The organism is Acidovorax facilis, assembly GCF_050626955.1.
GTDB lineage: Bacteria > Pseudomonadota > Gammaproteobacteria > Burkholderiales > Burkholderiaceae_C > Acidovorax > Acidovorax facilis.
Window position 1 is genome coordinate 4,642,884 of sequence record NZ_CP192460.1, and the last position, 17,909, is coordinate 4,660,792.

Consider the following 17,909-nt stretch of genomic DNA (forward strand, 5'->3'; position numbering starts at 1 on the left):
CTATTTGTAGAACGCTTCGACTTTGCCCTTGAGCTTGATCATCAATGGCTGGCCCTTGCGGTCCACCGTCTTGCCTGCGGGCACTTTCACCCAGCCCTCGCTGACGCAGTATTCCTCGACATCGCTGCGGTCCTTGCCGTTGAAGCGGATGCCGATGTCGTGCTTGAACACCTCCGCCACATGGTGCGGGCTGCGGGGGTCCACCGACAGGTGATCGGGCAAGGGGGGTGGCGTGGTGGAGGTGGTTGCGTCGGTCATGCAGAAGGCTCAGTGTGAAAAGGCAATGGGAAAGAAAACAAAAACGGAAAGCGCGGATTCTCCGGGATTTGGTCCTGCAGTGCTGCGCCAAGCCCCTGCCACCCTACCGCGCGAGAGGCGCAACGCCGATCAGCCAGGCATGCGCCCAGAACGCAAAGCCCACCCAGGCCACAGCGCCCACCACCACGGCCACGCCCGTGCCCGCCGCAGTGCCGGGCGCGTAGCCGGTGTTCATCGCCCGGTCGCGCTGCCGTGCGGCCCGAAAGCTCAGCACGGCCCACAGCAAAAAGCTGCCAAACAGCAACACATCGGCCAGGTTGCCGTTGGACAGCAAATGTGCCAGCGCCCACACCTTCACGCCCAGCACCATGGGGTGGTGCAGCCGGGCCTTGATGGCATTGCGCGGCACGTAGGTGGCGGCCAGCAGGATGAAGGCAATGAGCGTCAGCAGCGACGCAGCGTGCCGCATGCCAATGGGCGGCACCCACAGCACCACCGGCTGCTGCCGCGCCAAGCCATAGCCCCACACAATGAGTGCCAGGCCCACGGCAGAGACCAGTGAATACAACCCCTTCCACGGCATCTCACCCATGCGTGCCAGCGTCTGCATGCGCCAGCCATCGGCCACGATGCGCACCGAATGCACGCCCAGAAACAGCACCAGTCCAAGTACCAGAATTTCCATGGCAAGACCTTTCATCGGGGGTTGTTGTGGGCGCAGCCACCTTGTGTGGGATTGTCGCGGCCTCAGTATGCAAGAAATTTGAATAAAAATGGCCTTCTGCGCTCGTCCATCATGCACTGATAGCTATCAAATTGATAGTTAATGGGTGTTGCTTGGCGTGCCCTCAGCGGGCTCTCGCTAGGCCACCGCATGCTGCGCCAGCAGCGCCCCCACCTTGGGCTTGGCGCAGCGCTGCAGCGTTTGCAGCAGCGTGTAGCTGGGCTCGGCCACCCTCCAACGTGTGCGCAGGTCGTGCTGCATGCGCGCCAGCAGCGCAGCAGCCATCTCAGCATCGGCCAGCGCCCGGTGCGCCTGGCCCGTGCTCGGCAGGCCGTGGTAGTCCACCAGCGAGCCCAGCTTGTGGCTGGGCGCCTGCGGGTACAGCCGCCGCGACAGCAGCACCGTGCACGCAAACGGCTGCGGCGCGGGCAGCCCGGCCAGGGCCAGCTCGGCCTGCCAGAACTTGCTGTCAAACGAAGCGTTGTGCGCCACCATGGGCGCATCGCCCACAAAACGCGCCGCGTCCTGCATCACCCCCGCCGCATCGGGCGCGGCGTTCACCATCGCGTTGGTAATGCCGGTGAGCTGGGTGATGAACGACGGTATCCACACCCCCGTTTTCATCAGGCTTTGAAAACGGTCCACCACCTGCCCTTGTTCCAGCAGCACGATCGCCACCTCGGTCGCACGCGCGCCCTGGCCGGGCGAGATGCCGGTGGTTTCAAAGTCGATGACGGCGATGGGGGGCATGGGTGGGGCGGGTGGCTTGAGGGACATATTGTCCGTGGTGTGGGTTGGGCCGCCTCTCGTTGGCACCAGGGCACCAAGATACAGGACAGGCTCGGGGCCATTGCTGCGAGGGCCTTATGATCATCGCTCTTCAAATCGTCCGGTTCAGCTTGAGAGGTTGTCGGTAAGGCGCCGACATGATTGACCTCTCTACCTTGTTACAGGGCTTTGTACTTGGCTTGGGCGTGTTCATTTGCCCAGGACCGAAGGATGTCCTGATCCTTCGCGAAGCACTGCGTGGACGCTCTCCGGCCCAGTTGATTGCTGTGGGCTGCGGCAGCGATGCGGTGCTGATTGCCCTGGGGCTTATCGGGCTGTCTGCCGCGCTACAGGCGGAACCTGCATTGCGGTTGGCCGCGCAGGTGCTTGGCATTGCGCTTTTGGTCCTGCACGGCGGGTTGGCAGTGCGCAACGCCATGCGTGCCTGTCCTGCCGCGTCATTGAATGACGTCGCCGCAGCGGCCCCCGGATCGCACGGATTGCACCAGCTCCTGTTGGTGTCGTTGCTCAATCCAGCGGCTTGGCTGGACACGGTACTGATCATCGGAGCAGTGGGCGCAGCGCTGCCGGTCGATACCCGCTGGAGCTATGCCCTTGGCGCGGTGAATGCGTCGCTGGTGTGGTTTTCGATATGGGTTTTGGGTGCACGCAAAGCGCAGCGATTCATGGGAGCCTCCAGCGCATGCCGAGCGTTGGATGTCAGCATTGCCCTGGCGATGTGGGGGATGGCCCTTTGGATGTCCTGGGACCTGTGGTGAAACACCCGGGGATGGCCTGCATGACCCCCTGCGGTCTGTGATTGCGCGGCCTGGGGCATCTGGGCGTCGGCCAGTGCCCCGCGGGCCTGGCCCGCGTGCGCGTGCGCAAGCCCTGCGGGAACGCGTGCCCTACACTGCCCATCCCTTTTTCTCGACGGATCGAGCGGAGCAACGCATGAAGAAGAACGGCACCGATTCAGCCTGGCTCAAGGCGGCACTGGACTATGTGCCGCAATGGCTGGGCCTGCAGCTGGAGCGCTTCCGCCAGCCCGGGTGTTCCGTGGCCATCGCACGCGGGGGAGAGACCCTGGCAGAGCTGGCGCTGGGCGTGGCCGATATGCGAACTGGCAAACCCCTCACGCCCCGGCACCGCCTGCGCATCGCATCGCACTCCAAAAGCTTCACGGCCACTGGGGTCATGCTGCTGCGCGAGCAAGGAAAGATCGGCCTGGACGACCCCATTGGCCGCTATGTCGATGGCCTGCACAAGGACCTGGCCCGGGCGCGCATTGGCGAGCTGCTGTCGCACGCCGCAGGCGTCACGCGCGACGGCCCCGATGCGGGCCAGTTCCTGGACCGGCGGGCCTTTCTCTCCCGTGCAGAATTGCTGGCGGACCTGCGCGACAAGCCGCCGCTGGAGGCGGGGGTGCAGCTCAAGTATTCGAACCACGGCTATGGCCTGCTCGGGCTGATGATGGAGCAGGTCACGGGCACGGAGTACGCGAGCTGGATGGTGCGCCATGTGATTGATGCTGCAGGCTTGCAGGAAACGGTGCCCGACATGCCGCGCCTTGCGCGGGGCGCCCCGATGGCTGTGGGCCACAGCAGTGAGTTTCCGTTCGGCCAGCGCCTGATCGTGCCTGGCGACAACGTGTGCGACGCCATGGCCCCGGCGGCCGGGTTTGTGTCTACCGCGTCGGATGTGGCCCGCTTCTTTTCGCAGCTGTCGCCAGACAGCAAGCACAGCATCCTTTCGCCCGCCAGCCGCCGCGAGATGGCGCAGCGCCGCTGGCGCGACCCCTGCAACGTGTTCGAGTCCCACTACGGGCTGGGCACCATGCTCAGCGCGCCGGGCCCGCGTGAATGGATCGGCCACACCGGCGGGCTGCAGGGGTTTCTGTCGCGCACGGCGCGCTACCCCGCGCTGGACCTGACGGTGACCGCGCTTACCAACGCGCAGGATGGACTGTCCACCGAGTGGGTGGACGGCATTGCCAGCATCCTGTTTGCGTTCCAGCAGCACGGCGCGCCTGGCAAGAAGGAGGCCGCCTGGGCCGGGCGCTGGTGGAGCCTGTGGGGCGCCACTGATCTGGTGCCCATGGGCAAGGTGGTGTGCCAAGTGGTGCCTGCCATGTTCGTGCCCTTCAACGCAGCAACCACCGAGCTGGCCATCACCGGGCGCGACACCGGGGTGGTCCAGAAAGCCTCGGCCTACGCCAGCCCGGGCCAGGCGGTGCGCCGCGTGCGCGATGCCCACGGCGTGCCGACCGAACTGTGGGTGGGCGGCTCCAAGCTTCTGCCCAAGGACGCGATGCTGGCAGAGGCCACCCAGCGCTATCGCAAGAGCAAGGCGCGCCCCGGCCGCAGCGCCACATCGGCGTGAGCGACGTAGCCCTGCGTGTGGGGCAAAGTCTCCTGCGCATCACAGGCGCCCTCGCCGCCGTGTTTGGCCTGCTTCTGGCGGCCATACTGGTGTTCACTACCATGCCGGGCAGCTCGCACCGTGGCGCGCTCCCAGTAGCCAGTGCTGCGCAGCAGGCGCTGGCGCAGCAATTGCAACGGCATGTGGCCGTGATTGCAGCGCAGGAGCACAACGCCCAGCACCCTGCTGCGCTGGAGGCCGTGGCGACTTACCTGGAGTCAGAGCTGGTCTCGTATGGTTACCAGGTTCGGCGCGACGAGTTCAAGGCGCGGGGCGTGGCGGTGCGCAACCTGGAGGTCACGGTGCCCAGCCAGAGCGCGCCGGGGCGGCTCCTGGTGGTGATCGGCGCGCACTACGATTCGGCGCACGAAACACCCGGCGCCAACGACAACGCCACGGGCACCGCCGCCGTGCTGGCCCTGGCCAAAAGCCTCAAGCACCTGGGCGCCACCGCGCAGGCGGACGTGATGTTTGTGCTCTACACCAACGAAGAGCCGCCCTTTTTCAAGACCCCGCAGATGGGCAGCCAGGTGCACGCCCAGGCCTTGCAGGCCCGTGGTGCGCCGGTGGTGGCGATGCTGTCGCTGGAGACCATGGGGTATTTCTCGAACGCCGAAGGGTCGCAGAAGTACCCCTGGCCGCTGAACCAGTTCTACCCCACGCAGGGAGATTTCATCGCCTTCGTCGCAACCACGCCCGACCTGGGGCTGGCGCGCCGGGTGGTCCGGTCTTTCCGTTCGCATGCGGCGTTCCCGTCCGAGGGCATCGCGGCGCCGCGTTTCATTCCTGGCGTGGACTATTCGGACCACGCGGCCTACATCGACGCGGGCTACCCCGCGCTGATGGTGACCGACACCGCCCCCTACCGCTACCCGCACTACCACACCCGCGAGGACACATCCGATAAGGTGGACTACGACCGATTGGCCCGCGTGGTTCAGGGGCTCGAAGGTGTTGTACGCGATCTTGCACACCGGCCTTAGCGCATCGAAGACCGAGTGAGGGGACGCGTGTGGGGAGTCAATGCCTCGGAGCGCGCGGATGTTCCAGAAAAAACCTCAGCATCTCCTGCGTGGCAGCCACGCCGCGTGGGTCGGTATGGCTGCCGCCCGCGTGCCCACCAGCCCACGCGTGCCCTGCGCCGTGCAGCACCCATTGTTCTGCCACGACCGTGCTGTGCAGTGTGCTGGCCGACAGGGCGCTACCCGCCACGGTGTACACCTTGCGGGTATAGCTCTGGCCACCACGGGACTGGCCCTGGTGCACCGTCTCCACCGTCGTCTGGCCGCCATCTGGGGCCGCGGCCAGTGCTGACAGCGTTGCCTCGATGAGTTGCTCGCCGTTGTGGGCGTGCACGGTGGTGTCGGCGTCGCCATGGAACACGATCATCGGCGGAGGCGGCAGTGCAGGAGCCTCGGCGGTGGGGTGGGTGGCGGCGCCGGGTTTGGCGCCGTTTTTCATGGCCGACAGCGCGGCCATCACGTTGTGTGCCGCGCCCGCCTGCAGGCCGGAGTGCACGCCTACGGCGGCAAACAGCTCGGGGTATTCGCGGCCCAGCAGTGCGGCCATGGCGCCGCCAGCCGACAGGCCCGCCACGTAGACGCGTTGCGCATCCACCGGGTGGCGCGCCATCACGTCCTGCAGCATGGCGACGAGCAGCGCGGGCTCGCCGCTGCCCCGGTGTTGGTCGCCGGGGCGAAACCAGTTCCAGCAGCCGTTGGGGTTGGCGCTGTGGGGTTGCTCGGGATACAGCACCAGGGCGTTGGCGGGGGCGGCTGCGTTGTTCATGCCTGTGCCGGTGGCAAAGTCCACGGGGTTCTGCGTGCAGCCGTGCAGCATCAGCACCAGCGGCATGGGGGTGCCTGCCGTGGCGCCTGGGGGCACGTACAGGTGGTAGTGGTGTGGGTGGTGCCGTGCACTCGGGTGGGTGAAGACCACGCGGGTGAAGCTGCCGGGCGGCTCCGCCAGCGGGTGATTGCTGGCGGCGGGGCGTGGTGCTGTGGGGGCCTTTGGCTCGGCCTGGGGGGTGGGGGCGCTGCGGTCGATGACCACGGCGTCTTCCACATCTTGTGCGGCGGCGGCGCTGCGCCAGCGTGGGGCCTCGTCGCCTGCGGGTGATGGCGCTTGCAACGGCGTAGCCCCTGCGCTGGCAGGTGTCGGTTCGTTGCTGTGGCGCGCCACGGCTGCGCCCAGGGTCTGCTGGATGGCCCGCGTGGCGTCGGCCAGCTGACCACTGCGCACCAGCTGAGTGGCTTCGCCCATCAGGCGCTTGAGATTGAGGTTCCAGTCCATGGGGACTCCTTGGTGGTTGGTGCGTCCGGCAGCGGTGCGCTGCGGTCCGGGTCGGTGGTGTTCAATGCATGCGACCGGCCAGTGCGGCCTTGACGGCCGCACTGGCGTGGAACGCGCCCAATACCGTCACCGAGGCAATCGTGGCCTGCGCCAGGGCGGGGGGCACGTCGTCGTCGATGCTGGCCAGGCCCAGCACGCGGATCTCCAGCGCCTGGCCCGCCGCCAACACGGCCTCCAGATCGGCCCTGCCAAAACGCTGCAGCCCCAGCACAAGCATCTTGCGGGCCACCACCTGGCGCACGGCGTCGTTCTGGGCGGTCAGCTGGTTGCGGATGGCGGTGCGGATGAAGTCGGTGCGGTTGGCGTAAAAGCCTTCGGAGACCAGCAGATCGATGTGGCCCAGGTCCACGAAGCCCAGGTTGATCGTGACTTTCTCGGACTCGGGCACCTTGCCGCGCGACGGGGCGATGGGAACGATACTGTTCATCGGGGAAACTCCATAAAACATCCAATGGGATGGTGTATGGATGGCATGTGGATCCCCGGGCACGCTGTTTCAAGAGCCGTGGCCCAAAGAAAAAGGAGCCCGTGGGCTCCATGGTTCGGTAGTTTTGCTATGAAATATGTAGCTATTAGCGCTTGATAGAAAAGCGCTGGAGCCCATTTTTTCTTGAATTTCTGTGCAAGACGCTGACGCTCTTCCTGGCATCGCGGCAGGGTGTGGCGTGCCTCCGGCCCCTGCCCCACTTTGGGGAAACAGCCGCCCGGGGGCCTGCCGCTCAGCTCAATACAAGGTCAGTTCCTTGTGCTCGCCCAGGCTGCGCGGTGGTTCGCCCGTGATGGCGGCCTTGGCCATCTTGAAGAGCTGCACCATCTTGCTTTCATCCACATCCCAGTATTCGGCATGGCGGATGCGCACGGCCAGCAATGCCAGGTTGGGGTCGGACGCGCCACCCGGGAACCACGCCTGGGCCATGGGGGACCACAGGGCTTGTTTTTGCGCAGGGTCGTCCACAGCGCGGGCCTGGCCTGACAGCGACACGTAGCTGTCGTCGTCCGGGTTGGCATACGACACGTTGACTTCGCCATCGGTCAGCAGGCGTTCGTACAGCTCGCCCGACTTGGGGATGAAGAAATACAGCTCGCCGTGTTCGTCAAACTGGCGGTTTTGCGTGGTGAGCGGGTGCGCGTGCAGCATGCCCGTGGAGGTGCGGTGCGTGAGCATGCCAAACCGAATGTCCTTGATGAGCTTCCACAAGGTTTCGTGGCCGGGGGTGTCGTGGTGCATGGGGGGCTTCCGTGAAATGGAGGGGGTGCTACGACTCTAGGCCGCCCGCGCCATGCGCCGCGTCGTCCCCCTGCCCGCCTGTGCGTGGGCGCTTGTCCGACATCCCGTCCTACCCGCTCATACAGGATGGGTCAGGACCGGGCGTTACCTATGCTGCCCGTGCGGCTGCACCGGTAACTCCGCCTTGCGCAGCACCTGCCGCGCTGTCACGGTAAAGCGCGGTGCGCCAGGTGGAGGGAAGGCGCTTCACGCCTTCTTCAAAAACTCCGACTTCAGCAGCATGCTGCCCAGGTCGGTCTTGCAGTCCACGTTGTGGCCATCGGCGCCATCCACCAGGCGGATGCTCTTGATCTTGGTGCCCTTCTTGAGGGTGGACGATGAGCCCTTGACCTTGAGGTCTTTCACGAGGATCACCGCGTCGCCATCGGCCAGCGGGTTGCCGTTGGCATCGCGCACCACGCCATCGCCTGCTTCTGCGGCATCGGACTCGGCAGTATCGGCCACCTGCGGCCATTCAAACGCGCAGTCGGGGCACACATAGTTGCTGCCATCGGGGTAAGTGTTCTCCAGGCCGCATTGGGGGCAGGCAGGGGTGGTGTGGGGCATGGTGGGGTCCTCTCTGTCGTTGTTGTAGTGGTTGTGAAATCGGTGCGCAAAGTGTCGCCGCTTCAGAGCGGCGCGCGTTGCTCCAGCGCAAACGGTGGCAGCCCTTTGAGCAGCCGCTGGCCGTAGCTGGTGCGCGTCAGGCGCTTGTCGTAGCAGTACACATGCGCCATGTCTTCTTCGGTGCGAATCGCGCGGCCCACCCATTGCGCCAGACGGATGGCGGTGGCGGGCACCACCAGCTCGCTGAACGGGTCGCGCCCCACGGCGCGCAGCCATTCGGCGCGGGCCTCGCCCACCGGGTCGTCGGGCGGGGCAAAGGGCAGCTTGGTGATAAAGACCGATTCGCACAGGCGCCCCGGCAAATCCAGCCCTTCGCCAAACGACTGCATGCCAAAGATGACCGAGGGCTCGCCGTTTTCCACCCGCTCGCGGTGGCGCTTGAGCAGCTGGGTGCGCGGCAGTGCGTTCTGCACCAGCACCACGCTGCGCATGGCGGTGGGCAATGCGTCCACCGCCTGTCGCATCTGCTCGCGCGAGGTGAACAGCACCAGCGCGCCGTATTCCACGCGGGCAATGTCGTGCAGCAGCGCATCGACCATCTCGGTGGTGAACTGCGCGGCGTTCTTGGGGTCGGCGCGGGTTTCGGCGGCAATCAGCGTGCCCTGCGCGGCGTAGTTGAAGGGGCTGGGCACTTCGAGCGTGGTGGTGGCTTCATCGCCATGCAGGCCTGCCTCGCGCAGGAAGAAATCAAAGTGCCCGCAGCTGGTGAGCGTGGCCGAGGTCAGCACCGCGCCGCGCACGGCGCTCCACAGGTGGTTGCGCAGCGTGGTGCCAGGCAGGATGGGGCTGGCGTGCGCCTTGACCACGATGAAGTCGCCATCGACCTCCAGCGTGAACCATTTGGCGGCCGGCACCGCGCCTTCGGGCGCATCCTGCAGCAGCAGTTGCGCGGTGGCATGCAGCTCTTCCAGGCGCGGGGCCAGCATGCCGATTTGTGCGTACAGCGTGGACAGGCGCTTGGCCTCGTCGGGCTTGTCGCGCATCTCGGCGCGCAGGGCTTTGCTGATGGCGCGCAGGGCATCGAGGAAGCCTTCGGCACTGGCGGCCAGCAGGCCCAGCGGGGCAATGAGCTGTTCGGGCAATTCGCCCCGTGGCACCCGCACGCGCGCCGGCCCCCAGGCGCTGGGCTGGCTCTTGAGCTGGGCGCCGTACACATCCATCACGATGCGCGCCAGGTCCTGCAGTGTCTGCCGCAGCTGGGCCGAGTGTTTGGGGATGTCGGCAATCTCTTCGACCTCCAGCAGCGCACCAATGCGCAGGCCCCGGCTGGACAGGCGCTCGATCCAGGTGATGCGCGACAGGTCCATGCTGCACGCGAATTGATCCAATGCCGTGGCGGGCAGGTGGTGGGCTTCGTCCAGCACCAGCAGGCAGTTGTCCAACTCGGGCAGCACGCGCGCGCCCAGCGATGACAGCAGCAAATCGTGGTTGGCCACGATCACCTGCGCGCCCACCAGCTCCTTGCGCTTGTCGTAGTAGGTGCACTGGCTGAAGGCCGGGCAGTGTTTGCCGGTGCACGACGCGCCCTCGGCTGCCACGGGGCTCCACACCTCGGGCTCGGGGGGCGTGTCCAGGCTGTCGCGGTCGCCGTCCCAGGCGCCTTTCGACAAGGTTTGCGCCATGGAGCTGTAGAACTGCATGCGCGCCTCGGTTTCATGCCGGGGGCGCTTGGCGCGGGCGGCGGCTTCTTCTTCGGCAAACAGGTCGTCGTCGGCCTCTTCCTCGGCCTCGCCCGTGCCCGCCAGGCGGTCGAGCTTGAGCTTGCACACATAGCGCCCGCGCCCCTTGGCCAGCGCAAACTTGAAAGGTTGCGGCAGCAGCGCGGCCAGTGCAGGCAGGTCCTTGTTGACCAGCTGCTCTTGCAGCGCCACCGTGGCCGTGGAGATCAGCACCCGCGTGCCGCGCGACAGCGCCAGCGCAATGGCGGGCGCGCAGTAGGCCAGCGACTTGCCCACACCCGTGCCCGCCTGGATGACCGCAATGGAGCGCGTGGGCGCGGCCTCGCCACTTTCTTCATCCACCTTGCCCAAGGTGGCGCTGCTGAACGTGCGCGCCACCTGCTCGGCCATCAGCCGCTGGCCAGCGCGGCTGCGAAAACCCTCGGTGGCTGACACCACCGCATCGAAAGATTCAAGGGCCTGCGCGGCCCACACCTGTTGAGACATACAGTAGTGTCGCATGCCGAAGACAGGTTGACGCTGGGCAGTGCCTTGTGGCGGATGAGCGGGCTGTCCCCCCGCAGCTGCCTTGAAAGAAAATCCCCGCACAGCTACAGGAGAGCAAAGATGCAGGGGGGAAATGCGTGGGGATTTGCGCTGAACTGCGGTCCGCTGCTGCGCTGCAGGCCATGGGCAATGGCAAGCGCAAGCTGTATTCCGGGTGGGGCGAAAAGTGTGCAACGCATCCTGCTGCGGGTGCTGTGGTTTGCGGTGCTGCTGTGCATGGTGGGTGCATCGGGCGCATGGGCACAACAACCCGCATCGTCGGCTGCCCAGGCAGGCAGCCCTGCGCGCCAGCGGTTGCTGGCGCAGGAGCTGGTGCCGCAGCACCCTGCCCGGTACGCATGGATGCGTGCGGCAGAGGCCCAGGGGCAAGGGGCCGATGCGCTCTATCTGCGGCTTGCATTGCTCGACGAATGGCTGCTCGCCCTGGAAGGGCGGCCGGCGCAGGCCAGTCGCACCATCGAAGTTGCCATCGCTCACGGGCGCGAGGTCGATGCGGACGATCTGCAGCGCCGGGCGCGTGCGGTCTGGCCCTCTCTCCTCAGAGCCCAGCTGCGGCCGCTATGGGACATGGACGGCCCCGATGTTCCGCTGCCGTCCGAGCTGGATGCCCTGGGCGCGGACAGCATTGCCCAAGAAGGCCCTGGCCTCTGGGTGCACCGGGCCAAAGATGGCCGGCCTCGGGGCCTTTACCTTTGGCTGGGCGTGCGCAATGGGCTGGGCGAGCCCGTGCCTTTGCCGGAGTTTGCGCTGCGCCTGGGCCGCCCCGGCCAGCAGGCGGCTGCGCCGTTGATGCAATGCTATTTGCCCCGCTACAGCACGCGGCAGCTCATCCCGCCGCAAAGCACGCAGCATTACCTGTGCCGCGCGGGCGAGGGTGGCCTTGGGCTGCCGCCGCCCGGCGTGGGGTGGCTGGCGCAGATGGGTGAGTGGTTCAGCCAGGGGGCGTCCCTGCAGACCGAACTGCCCCAGCACGACCAGGCCTTGTCGCGCACGGGCCGGATCCTGGGCCAGGTGGACAACCCGGCGGTGGACGACTTCCTGCGTGGTGCCCGTGAATCCGCCGAGAAGCAGCAACAACTGCAAAAAGAACGAGCCCAGGCGGAGGCCGCAGCGGCCGCAGCCACCAAGAAGGCCCGTGACGCCACGCCAGTGCGCAGCTCTGGCGAGTCGCTGCCGCTCTGGCTCAAGCGCCTGCTGTTCTTGGGCGGGGTGGTGGGCGCATTGGTGCTCTATGGCCTGCTCGCGCACCACGTCAGCGTGGCAGTGGCGTCCGGGGTGCTGTGGTTGGGCCTGGCCATTCCGAGCGCGATCTACTTGCGTTCGATCTGGACCATGGGCGGGACCGATGGCTGGGGCAAGCTCGTGGCCATCGTCCTGTCAGGTGCAGCCATCGCGGCGCCTTTTGTGGGAACGCTCGCCGCGTACACGGTCTACAAGCTGGTGGTGAGCGCGCGGGCGCGCCGCAAGGCGATCCTCTTTTTGCTCGGCGTGATCGTGGTCATCGTGCTCAATGCGCTGGAGCGGTGGTTGTTCTGGTGACAGCAGGCTCCGCACGCCCGCAGCGGCGCAGGGCCTGGGCCTACAGCGCGGCGCGGCCAGCGGCGCTAGGGTGGAGGGACTCCACGTTGCATACCAAGGCCCCGCATGAAAACGACCCCCACAGCCCCCCGCAAGGAAGAGGAGATCATCCCCTCCGCTCCTGTGCCCGCCCGCACCGAGCGGCGCGTGAACACCACCCAGCCCCAGCCGCACCCCGGCAGCGGACCCGAAGACCTGAGCGGGCCCGAACCCCGCCTGCCCCACGAGCGCGACGAGGCGGTCAACATGACCGACGGCGAACCCGACGCAATGATGGAGCAGGCCTACCGTGATGTGAAACGTGGACTGCAGGACACGGACCGGGGGCCACCGGCCGACAAGGCTTACCAGAAGCAGAAACGGTAATGCTGCTAATTTGATAGCTATATGCGCTTGATGGATAAGCGCTAGAGGCCAATTCTTGTCAGTTTTACGGCACCCGCGCCGCCCTGAACCAGCGCGGCAGGTGGTCATGGGCGTGCACCAGCGATTCGAGCACGCCGTGGCTGCGCTCCACCACCTCGATGCCCGGCGCTCTGAGGTCCGGCACGATCACTACCGCGACCCCTGCGGCTTGCGCTGCGCGTGCGCCGTTCTCGCTGTCTTCAAACGCCAGGCACTGTGCGGGGTCCACGCCCAGACGCACAGCCGCCAGCTGGTACAGGGCGGGGTCGGGTTTGCCGCGCGGCACCTCGTTGCCGCCAGCCCAGGCGTGAAAGTGCTGCAACACGCCCACCCTGCCCAGGCGGTGCTCGATCTCGTCGCGCCGCGACGATGAGGCCACCGCGCAGGGCACGCCTGCTTGCCGCAAGGCGTGCAGCAGCGATGCGGCGCCGGGTTTGAGGGGAAACAGGGGCTCTGGCCCCGCGTCCCACAGGCGCGCAGCCACATCGGAATGCACCTGTTCGAACATCTGCGGGCCACCCAGCAAAGCCGTGAGCATGGTGTCGGAGTCGGTGGACGCGCGCCCCACCACCTGCAGGTAGTCGGCCTCTGCCAGTGCAATGCCCCGCGCCCGTGCGGCGTCCAGCCAGGCGCGCAGGGTCACGCGCTCGGAGTCGACCAGCAGTCCGTCCATGTCGAAGATGGCGGCGGTGAAGGGCGGGCGGGGTGTCTGCATCGAAATATGATGCCTGCAAAAACCACTGCTTCATTCCATCCGAGGAAACATGGAAACCACGACGCGATTCACGCTGGTCTGCAAGCACGATACCGATGCCGGCACACTGCATGCGGTTTTCAGCACTCCCGGTGGTGCCGGGCTTGAAGCGGCAGTCAGGGCCTTCTTCGCGGCCCGCAAGATCAGCATCCACCCCACGGACCACCTGGGCTTTGACCACTACGAGCGTTCGGGCCTGGTGATCGACGCGGCATTCACCTCGGGCTCTGCCGATGTTGGTGATTTCATCAAGCCCTTGTCCAAGGTCTGCCATGCGCTGCATGCCGAACTGGTCGATGATGAGGTCGCCCGCAAGCTTGAATATGGCTTCATCGACGGCAAGAAAAAGCCGCCCGTAGATGTCGTGGCCTTGATGAAGACCCTGGCCCCGACCGCCCAGCTCGGCCGTGTGGGAAAGATCATCGAGGCCGCCGAGCGCGAGCAGAACGACCCGACCTATGCCTTCATCCGCGCCATCGGGTTCTCCAAGAACCAGGCCACCGTGCAGGCCCTGCTGGAGAAGGGGGCCGACCCCAACAGCACATTCTCTTCCGGCTACTCCTGCCTGAACAAGGCCATCACCGACAAGCGCGTGAAGGTCGTGCAGCTCATGCTGGAGCATGGCGCCGACCCCAACCTGCCGCACAAGGGCTATCCCAACCTGTACGAGGCCTGTCGGGTCTCTGCACCCAAGATCGTGGACCTGCTGCTGCAGCACGGTGCCGACCCCGATGGGCGCGCTCAGGGCGCATCGGAAACCAGCTACCCCATCGAGATCGCCATCTACTACCACCAAGCCAAGATCGTGCAGTTGCTGCTGGACAAGGGCGCCACAACCCGCGGCCTGCCCAAGCTGGCCAATTTGCTGGAGCTCACGGCCCGCTCGTTCGACGCCATGTATGAGAACCTGGACGGCAAGCTCGCTATCCTGAAACTGCTGGTGCGCGACCCGGCGTGGAAGGCCGAACTCGTGCAACGCCGTGACCGGCTGACCGGAATGCTCCAGCAGTCGTTCGCTGCCTACAAGTACCAGACGCCCAAGGACCGCAAGGACTTCGACGACATCCTGGATTTCATGGCGGCTGCTTGAAGAAATACTGCGGGCTCAGCCGCGCTGCTGCAGCGCCCGCTCAATCCGGTCACGTCGCACCGTCGTCTTGGGCACCTTGAACGGGAACCACGTGCGTACGTCCTCCTCGAGCCCGATGCCGTGCATGTAGTTGTAGATGGCCTTCTTGAGCGCGCCACCCAGCGCGTCGTGGTCCACGCCGGTGGGGTCGATGAAGGCCACGTCGTTCTTGGCAAAGTCACCGGGCGGCAGCGGCGCCAGCGTCACGCCGTACTCCTCGGGGTTCTTGCCCACGGGCGAGTGCACGGTGCAGGCAAAGCGGTGAAAGAACCCGCTCTGGATGCAGCCGTTGGCGAACAGCTGGCGCACGTATTCGAGTGCGTCCACGGTGTCCTGCACGGTCTGCGTGGGAAAGCCGTACATCAGGTACGCATGCACCAGGATGCCCGCGTCGGTGAACGCCCGCGTCACTCGAGCCACTTGGTCGACCGACACGCCTTTTTTCATGAGCTGCAGCAGCCGGTCTGACGCCACTTCGAGCCCGCCCGAGATCGCGATGCAGCCGCTGTCGGCCATCAGCTCGGCCAGGTCGGGCGTGAAGGTTTTTTCAAACCGCACATTGCCCCACCAACTGATGCCCACGTTGCGCGCGATCAGCTCGGTGGCCAGCGCCTTGAGCGCCTTGGGTGGTGCGGCTTCATCCACAAAGTGAAAGCCCGTCTGCCCCGTCTCACGCACGATGGCTTCGATGCGGTCGGCCAGCACGGCGGCGCTGGCGCCCTCGTAGCGGCTGATGTAGTCCAGGCTCACGTCGCAAAAGCTGCACTTCTTCCAGTAGCAGCCGTGCGCCACGGTGAGCTTGTTCCAGCGCCCATCGCTCCACAGGCGGTGCATGGGGTTGAGCATGTCCAGGAGCGACAGATACCGGTCCAGCGGCAGGCCGTCCCAGGTGGGTGTTCCCACCTCGGCAAAGGCGATGTCGGCTTCCATCATGTTGATGTACTGCACCGCGCCATCGTCACCGCGCACGAAGGTGCGCACCAAGCGCTGGCGGCCGCGCTCGCCACGCAGGTGTTCCAGCAGCGCCAGCAATGGGCGCTCGCCCGCGTCCAGCGTCACGTAATCAAAGAAGTCGAACACACGCGGGTCGGCCAGTTCGCGCAGCTCGGTGTTCACAAAGCCGCCGCCCAGCACGGTGGCGATGTGCGGGTGCCGCGCCTTGATGGCCTGGGCAATGCGGAACGCCGCATACACGGACCCCGGGAACGGCACGGACAGCAGCACCACGCTGGGCTGGTGCTTGGCAATCGCCTCGTGCGTGAGCTGCTCCAGCAGCGTGTCCACCAGCGTGGGTGTTGTCGCCAGCGCTTTGGCCAGCGGGTCAAACGTGGGCTGGCTGCCTGCGAGCGATTCGGCATAGCGCACAAACTCAAAGCGCTCGTCCACCGCGTCGCGCAGCACATCGGCCAGGTCGTTCAGGTACAGCGTGGCCAGGTGCTTGGCCTTGTCCGTCAGGCCGAGCGCGCCAAAAGCCCAGCCCAGCGGGTCGCCGCCTTCGTCATCCACATACACATCCAGTGTGGCAAAGCGCGGGCCCTCGGGCAGGTAGTTCCGTCCCACGATGCGGTGCGCCAGCGTGCTGTCGCGGCCTTGCAAGAAGGCAATTGCGGGGCCGATGGTGGCGAGGTAGCGGTCCTTTTGCGCCGCAAAACTTTGCACGGCGGGGCTCTGCTTTTTGGCGGGCAGCGCATCCACCTGGGCGGCCACCGCGCGCAGCCCTTCGGGCGAGAGCAGGCGCAGCACCAGCGCCAATGCCAGGTCTTCCTGGAACGCCGTCACCCCCCGCGAGCGCAGAAAGCCCGTGAGGTAGGCGGTGGAGGGGTATGGCGTGTTCAGCTGCGTCATCGGGGGGATGACGGAGAGGACGCGCTGGGCGGGTGAGGCGGGGGCGACGGCAGACATGGTGGAAACAGGCAATGGGGCGATGCGGTGCCGCCGCAGGGGTCGTGGAACCCCCGATTATCCCGGCCCGGCTTTATCCCTGGTGGGCGGGGGGCGCCGGGGGCACCGCAGCCGCGTGGGGTGTGCCACAGGTCATCCCTGGTAGTTGTTCTTCACCCGCACATAGTGCTCGGCCGAATACTTCAGATAAGCAATCTCCGCATCGGTGAGCGCCCGCTGGCGCACCGCCGGGCGGCCGATGTAGAGGTACCCGCTCTCCAGCACCTTGCCGGGCGAGACCAGGCTGCCCGCGCCCAGCATCACGCGGTCTTCGATGATGGCGTCATCCATCACGATGGAACCCATGCCGATGAGGCATTCGTTGCCGATGCGGCAGCCGTGCAGGATCACCGAATGGCCCACCGTGACGTAGTCGCCGATGACCAGCGGCGAGCCTTCGGGCTTGCTGGCGTTGCGGTGCGACACATGGCCCATGGTCAGGTCCTGCACGTTGCTGCACACGCCCACGGTGATGCGGTTCACATCGCCGCGCAGCACGGCGTTGCACCACACCGAGCTGTCGCGGCCCAGCGTGACGTCGCCGATGACCTGGGCAGAGTCGTGGATGAAAACGCCGGTGTCCAGGACCGGGGCGGTGTCGAGGTAGGGAGCGAGGGGCATCTTGGTGTCAGGCTGCGTGGAAAGAACGGGCGAGCGTAGTGCAAATCGCACTTCACGCCGGCTTGCTGGCCAGGGGGGTGGCGTGGGTCAGCGCGCTGGGGCGCGGCGAGGGGCAGGTTTCGCAGAGGTTGCAACAGGGGCTGCCGCTGCCTTGCCCGTGCTTCCAACCCGGGCTTTTTTTGCGGGGGCCTTGGCCTCCTGGGTGGGCGCGGCGTAGAACCCCAGGAACATGTCCACCGCATCCCCTACCACTTGCGCTTGCTGTGCGGCGCTCAAGGGCGGCTGCCCCATGGCCAGCTGGGGCCAGAACGCAAATGCCTTGACCATGCCCTGCAGTTGCTGCGCGGCATAGGGCACATCCATGGTGGCGCGCAGGCGGCCGTCCTGCTGGGCCGCGCGCAGCCAGCGCGGCAGGCCCTCTTCCTTGGCCGAGAGCTTGGCGGTGATGCCGCGCGCGCGCTCGGGGGTGTGCATCATGTCGGCCATGGCCACGCGGCTCAGGTCGATGAAGCTCGCGTCGTTGAGCAGGCGCATCTTTTGCGCCAGCAGCTCCAGCAGCTGGTCGCGCAGCGGGCGCGTGGGGGTGTAGGCCAGTTCGTCGGGTGACTGGCTGCGCTCCCACATCAGCAGCAGGATGGCTTCGAACAGTTCTTCCTTGCTTGGGAAGTGGTTGTACACCGTGCGTTTGGACACATCCGCCGCTGCGGCCACGCGGTCCATGCTGGTGCCGTTGAAGCCGTGTTCGCGGAACTCGCCGATGGCGGCCTGCACGATGGCATCGCGCTTGCGGTCGGTCAGGCGAGGGGGGGGCTGGGAGGCAGTCATGCGCAAATTTTACA

At 66.4% G+C, this 17,909-nt stretch carries 18 protein-coding genes; 6 read left to right on the forward strand and 12 right to left on the reverse strand.

Going from position 1 to position 17,909, the window contains the following annotated elements:
* From ACQ4MJ_RS21270 to ACQ4MJ_RS21280, 3 genes are all read right to left on the reverse strand, one after another.
* Positions 1-258 carry a DUF3297 family protein gene (locus ACQ4MJ_RS21270; protein WP_010464995.1) on the reverse strand — a complete coding sequence of 86 codons (258 nt, stop codon included), beginning with the start codon at positions 256-258 and terminating at the stop codon, positions 1-3.
* A gap of 103 nt (positions 259-361) precedes the next feature.
* The gene (locus tag ACQ4MJ_RS21275; protein WP_431151364.1) at positions 362-943 is read right to left on the reverse strand and encodes an NnrU family protein; all 582 of its coding nucleotides are present in this window, start codon (positions 941-943) and stop codon (positions 362-364) included.
* A 177-nt stretch (positions 944-1,120) separates the two neighbouring features.
* The gene (locus tag ACQ4MJ_RS21280) at positions 1,121-1,732 is read right to left on the reverse strand and encodes a 3'-5' exonuclease (RefSeq protein WP_431151363.1); all 612 of its coding nucleotides are present in this window, start codon (positions 1,730-1,732) and stop codon (positions 1,121-1,123) included.
* A gap of 176 nt (positions 1,733-1,908) precedes the next feature.
* Here ACQ4MJ_RS21280 and ACQ4MJ_RS21285 point away from each other — a divergent pair, with 176 nt between their 5' ends.
* The 3 genes from ACQ4MJ_RS21285 (at position 1,909) to ACQ4MJ_RS21295 (ending at position 5,154) form a co-directional block, all read left to right on the forward strand.
* Entirely contained in the window at positions 1,909-2,529 is a 621-nt protein-coding gene (locus tag ACQ4MJ_RS21285; RefSeq protein WP_431151362.1) for a LysE/ArgO family amino acid transporter, read from the forward strand.
* Positions 2,530-2,704: 175 nt separating this feature from the next.
* Positions 2,705-4,132, forward strand: a complete 1,428-nt coding sequence (locus tag ACQ4MJ_RS21290; RefSeq protein WP_431151361.1) for a serine hydrolase domain-containing protein — start codon at positions 2,705-2,707, stop codon at positions 4,130-4,132.
* Complete coding sequence (locus tag ACQ4MJ_RS21295) at positions 4,129-5,154, forward strand: M28 family peptidase (RefSeq protein WP_431151360.1); 1,026 nt, start codon at positions 4,129-4,131, stop codon at positions 5,152-5,154. Before ACQ4MJ_RS21290 ends, ACQ4MJ_RS21295 begins: the two co-directional genes overlap by 4 nt.
* Positions 5,155-5,191: 37 nt before the next feature.
* Here the strand turns inward: ACQ4MJ_RS21295 and ACQ4MJ_RS21300 are convergent, their stop codons facing one another.
* From ACQ4MJ_RS21300 to dinG, 5 genes are all read right to left on the reverse strand, one after another.
* The gene (locus ACQ4MJ_RS21300) at positions 5,192-6,463 is read right to left on the reverse strand and encodes an extracellular catalytic domain type 1 short-chain-length polyhydroxyalkanoate depolymerase (RefSeq protein WP_431151359.1); all 1,272 of its coding nucleotides are present in this window, start codon (positions 6,461-6,463) and stop codon (positions 5,192-5,194) included.
* Positions 6,464-6,524: 61 nt separating this feature from the next.
* A complete protein-coding gene (locus ACQ4MJ_RS21305) occupies positions 6,525-6,950 on the reverse strand; it encodes a CopG family transcriptional regulator (RefSeq protein WP_431151358.1) in 426 nt (141 codons plus the stop codon).
* 297 nt (positions 6,951-7,247) lie between these two features.
* Positions 7,248-7,751, reverse strand: a complete 504-nt coding sequence (locus ACQ4MJ_RS21310) for a pyridoxamine 5'-phosphate oxidase family protein (protein ID WP_431151357.1) — start codon at positions 7,749-7,751, stop codon at positions 7,248-7,250.
* A gap of 246 nt (positions 7,752-7,997) precedes the next feature.
* Complete coding sequence (locus ACQ4MJ_RS21315; RefSeq protein ID WP_121422966.1) at positions 7,998-8,357, reverse strand: zinc ribbon domain-containing protein YjdM; 360 nt, start codon at positions 8,355-8,357, stop codon at positions 7,998-8,000.
* A 62-nt stretch (positions 8,358-8,419) separates the two neighbouring features.
* Positions 8,420-10,582, reverse strand: a complete 2,163-nt coding sequence (gene dinG / locus ACQ4MJ_RS21320; RefSeq protein ID WP_431151356.1) for an ATP-dependent DNA helicase DinG — start codon at positions 10,580-10,582, stop codon at positions 8,420-8,422.
* Between the two features lie 228 nt (positions 10,583-10,810).
* Between dinG and ACQ4MJ_RS21325 the strand changes: the two genes are divergently transcribed.
* Together ACQ4MJ_RS21325 and ACQ4MJ_RS21330 are read left to right on the forward strand one after the other, a co-directional pair.
* Positions 10,811-12,181 (forward strand): hypothetical protein, encoded by a 1,371-nt coding sequence (locus ACQ4MJ_RS21325; RefSeq protein ID WP_431151355.1) that lies wholly within the window; start codon positions 10,811-10,813, stop codon positions 12,179-12,181.
* 105 nt (positions 12,182-12,286) lie between these two features.
* The gene (locus ACQ4MJ_RS21330) at positions 12,287-12,586 is read left to right on the forward strand and encodes a hypothetical protein (protein ID WP_121508061.1); all 300 of its coding nucleotides are present in this window, start codon (positions 12,287-12,289) and stop codon (positions 12,584-12,586) included.
* Between the two features lie 64 nt (positions 12,587-12,650).
* On the opposite strand, the gene ACQ4MJ_RS21335 is transcribed toward ACQ4MJ_RS21330, so the two are convergent.
* A complete protein-coding gene (locus ACQ4MJ_RS21335) occupies positions 12,651-13,340 on the reverse strand; it encodes an HAD family hydrolase (RefSeq protein WP_431151354.1) in 690 nt (229 codons plus the stop codon).
* A gap of 49 nt (positions 13,341-13,389) precedes the next feature.
* Here ACQ4MJ_RS21335 and ACQ4MJ_RS21340 point away from each other — a divergent pair, with 49 nt between their 5' ends.
* Complete coding sequence (locus ACQ4MJ_RS21340) at positions 13,390-14,469, forward strand: ankyrin repeat domain-containing protein (RefSeq protein ID WP_431151353.1); 1,080 nt, start codon at positions 13,390-13,392, stop codon at positions 14,467-14,469.
* A gap of 15 nt (positions 14,470-14,484) precedes the next feature.
* Here the strand turns inward: ACQ4MJ_RS21340 and ACQ4MJ_RS21345 are convergent, their stop codons facing one another.
* The 3 genes from ACQ4MJ_RS21345 to ACQ4MJ_RS21355 form a co-directional block, all read right to left on the reverse strand.
* Entirely contained in the window at positions 14,485-16,353 is a 1,869-nt protein-coding gene (locus tag ACQ4MJ_RS21345) for a B12-binding domain-containing radical SAM protein (RefSeq protein WP_431153160.1), read from the reverse strand.
* A 189-nt stretch (positions 16,354-16,542) separates the two neighbouring features.
* Positions 16,543-17,070 carry a gamma carbonic anhydrase family protein gene (locus ACQ4MJ_RS21350; RefSeq protein WP_055401191.1) on the reverse strand — a complete coding sequence of 176 codons (528 nt, stop codon included), beginning with the start codon at positions 17,068-17,070 and terminating at the stop codon, positions 16,543-16,545.
* 87 nt (positions 17,071-17,157) lie between these two features.
* Positions 17,158-17,895: a TetR/AcrR family transcriptional regulator gene (locus ACQ4MJ_RS21355; RefSeq protein WP_431151352.1), complete on the reverse strand. Its 738-nt coding sequence runs from the start codon at positions 17,893-17,895 to the stop codon at positions 17,158-17,160.
* Between the last annotated feature and the right edge of the window lie 14 nt (positions 17,896-17,909).

Excerpts from the sequence above, each read along its gene's own strand:
- ACQ4MJ_RS21270 (WP_010464995.1), bottom strand. The coding sequence starts at position 258 with ATGACCGACGCAACCACCTCCACCACGCCACCCCCCTTGCCCGATCAC.
- ACQ4MJ_RS21275 (WP_431151364.1), bottom strand. The coding sequence starts at position 943 with ATGGAAATTCTGGTACTTGGACTGGTGCTGTTTCTGGGCGTGCATTCG.
- ACQ4MJ_RS21280 (WP_431151363.1), bottom strand. The coding sequence starts at position 1,732 with ATGCCCCCCATCGCCGTCATCGACTTTGAAACCACCGGCATCTCGCCC.
- ACQ4MJ_RS21285 (WP_431151362.1), top strand. The coding sequence starts at position 1,909 with ATGATTGACCTCTCTACCTTGTTACAGGGCTTTGTACTTGGCTTGGGC.
- ACQ4MJ_RS21290 (WP_431151361.1), top strand. The coding sequence starts at position 2,705 with ATGAAGAAGAACGGCACCGATTCAGCCTGGCTCAAGGCGGCACTGGAC.
- ACQ4MJ_RS21300 (WP_431151359.1), bottom strand. The coding sequence starts at position 6,463 with ATGGACTGGAACCTCAATCTCAAGCGCCTGATGGGCGAAGCCACTCAG.
- ACQ4MJ_RS21305 (WP_431151358.1), bottom strand. The coding sequence starts at position 6,950 with ATGAACAGTATCGTTCCCATCGCCCCGTCGCGCGGCAAGGTGCCCGAG.
- ACQ4MJ_RS21310 (WP_431151357.1), bottom strand. The coding sequence starts at position 7,751 with ATGCACCACGACACCCCCGGCCACGAAACCTTGTGGAAGCTCATCAAG.
- ACQ4MJ_RS21315 (WP_121422966.1), bottom strand. The coding sequence starts at position 8,357 with ATGCCCCACACCACCCCTGCCTGCCCCCAATGCGGCCTGGAGAACACT.
- dinG (WP_431151356.1), bottom strand. The coding sequence starts at position 10,582 with ATGTCTCAACAGGTGTGGGCCGCGCAGGCCCTTGAATCTTTCGATGCG.
- ACQ4MJ_RS21330 (WP_121508061.1), top strand. The coding sequence starts at position 12,287 with ATGAAAACGACCCCCACAGCCCCCCGCAAGGAAGAGGAGATCATCCCC.
- ACQ4MJ_RS21335 (WP_431151354.1), bottom strand. The coding sequence starts at position 13,340 with ATGCAGACACCCCGCCCGCCCTTCACCGCCGCCATCTTCGACATGGAC.
- ACQ4MJ_RS21340 (WP_431151353.1), top strand. The coding sequence starts at position 13,390 with ATGGAAACCACGACGCGATTCACGCTGGTCTGCAAGCACGATACCGAT.
- ACQ4MJ_RS21345 (WP_431153160.1), bottom strand. The coding sequence starts at position 16,353 with ATGACGCAGCTGAACACGCCATACCCCTCCACCGCCTACCTCACGGGC.
- ACQ4MJ_RS21350 (WP_055401191.1), bottom strand. The coding sequence starts at position 17,070 with ATGCCCCTCGCTCCCTACCTCGACACCGCCCCGGTCCTGGACACCGGC.
- ACQ4MJ_RS21355 (WP_431151352.1), bottom strand. The coding sequence starts at position 17,895 with ATGACTGCCTCCCAGCCCCCCCCTCGCCTGACCGACCGCAAGCGCGAT.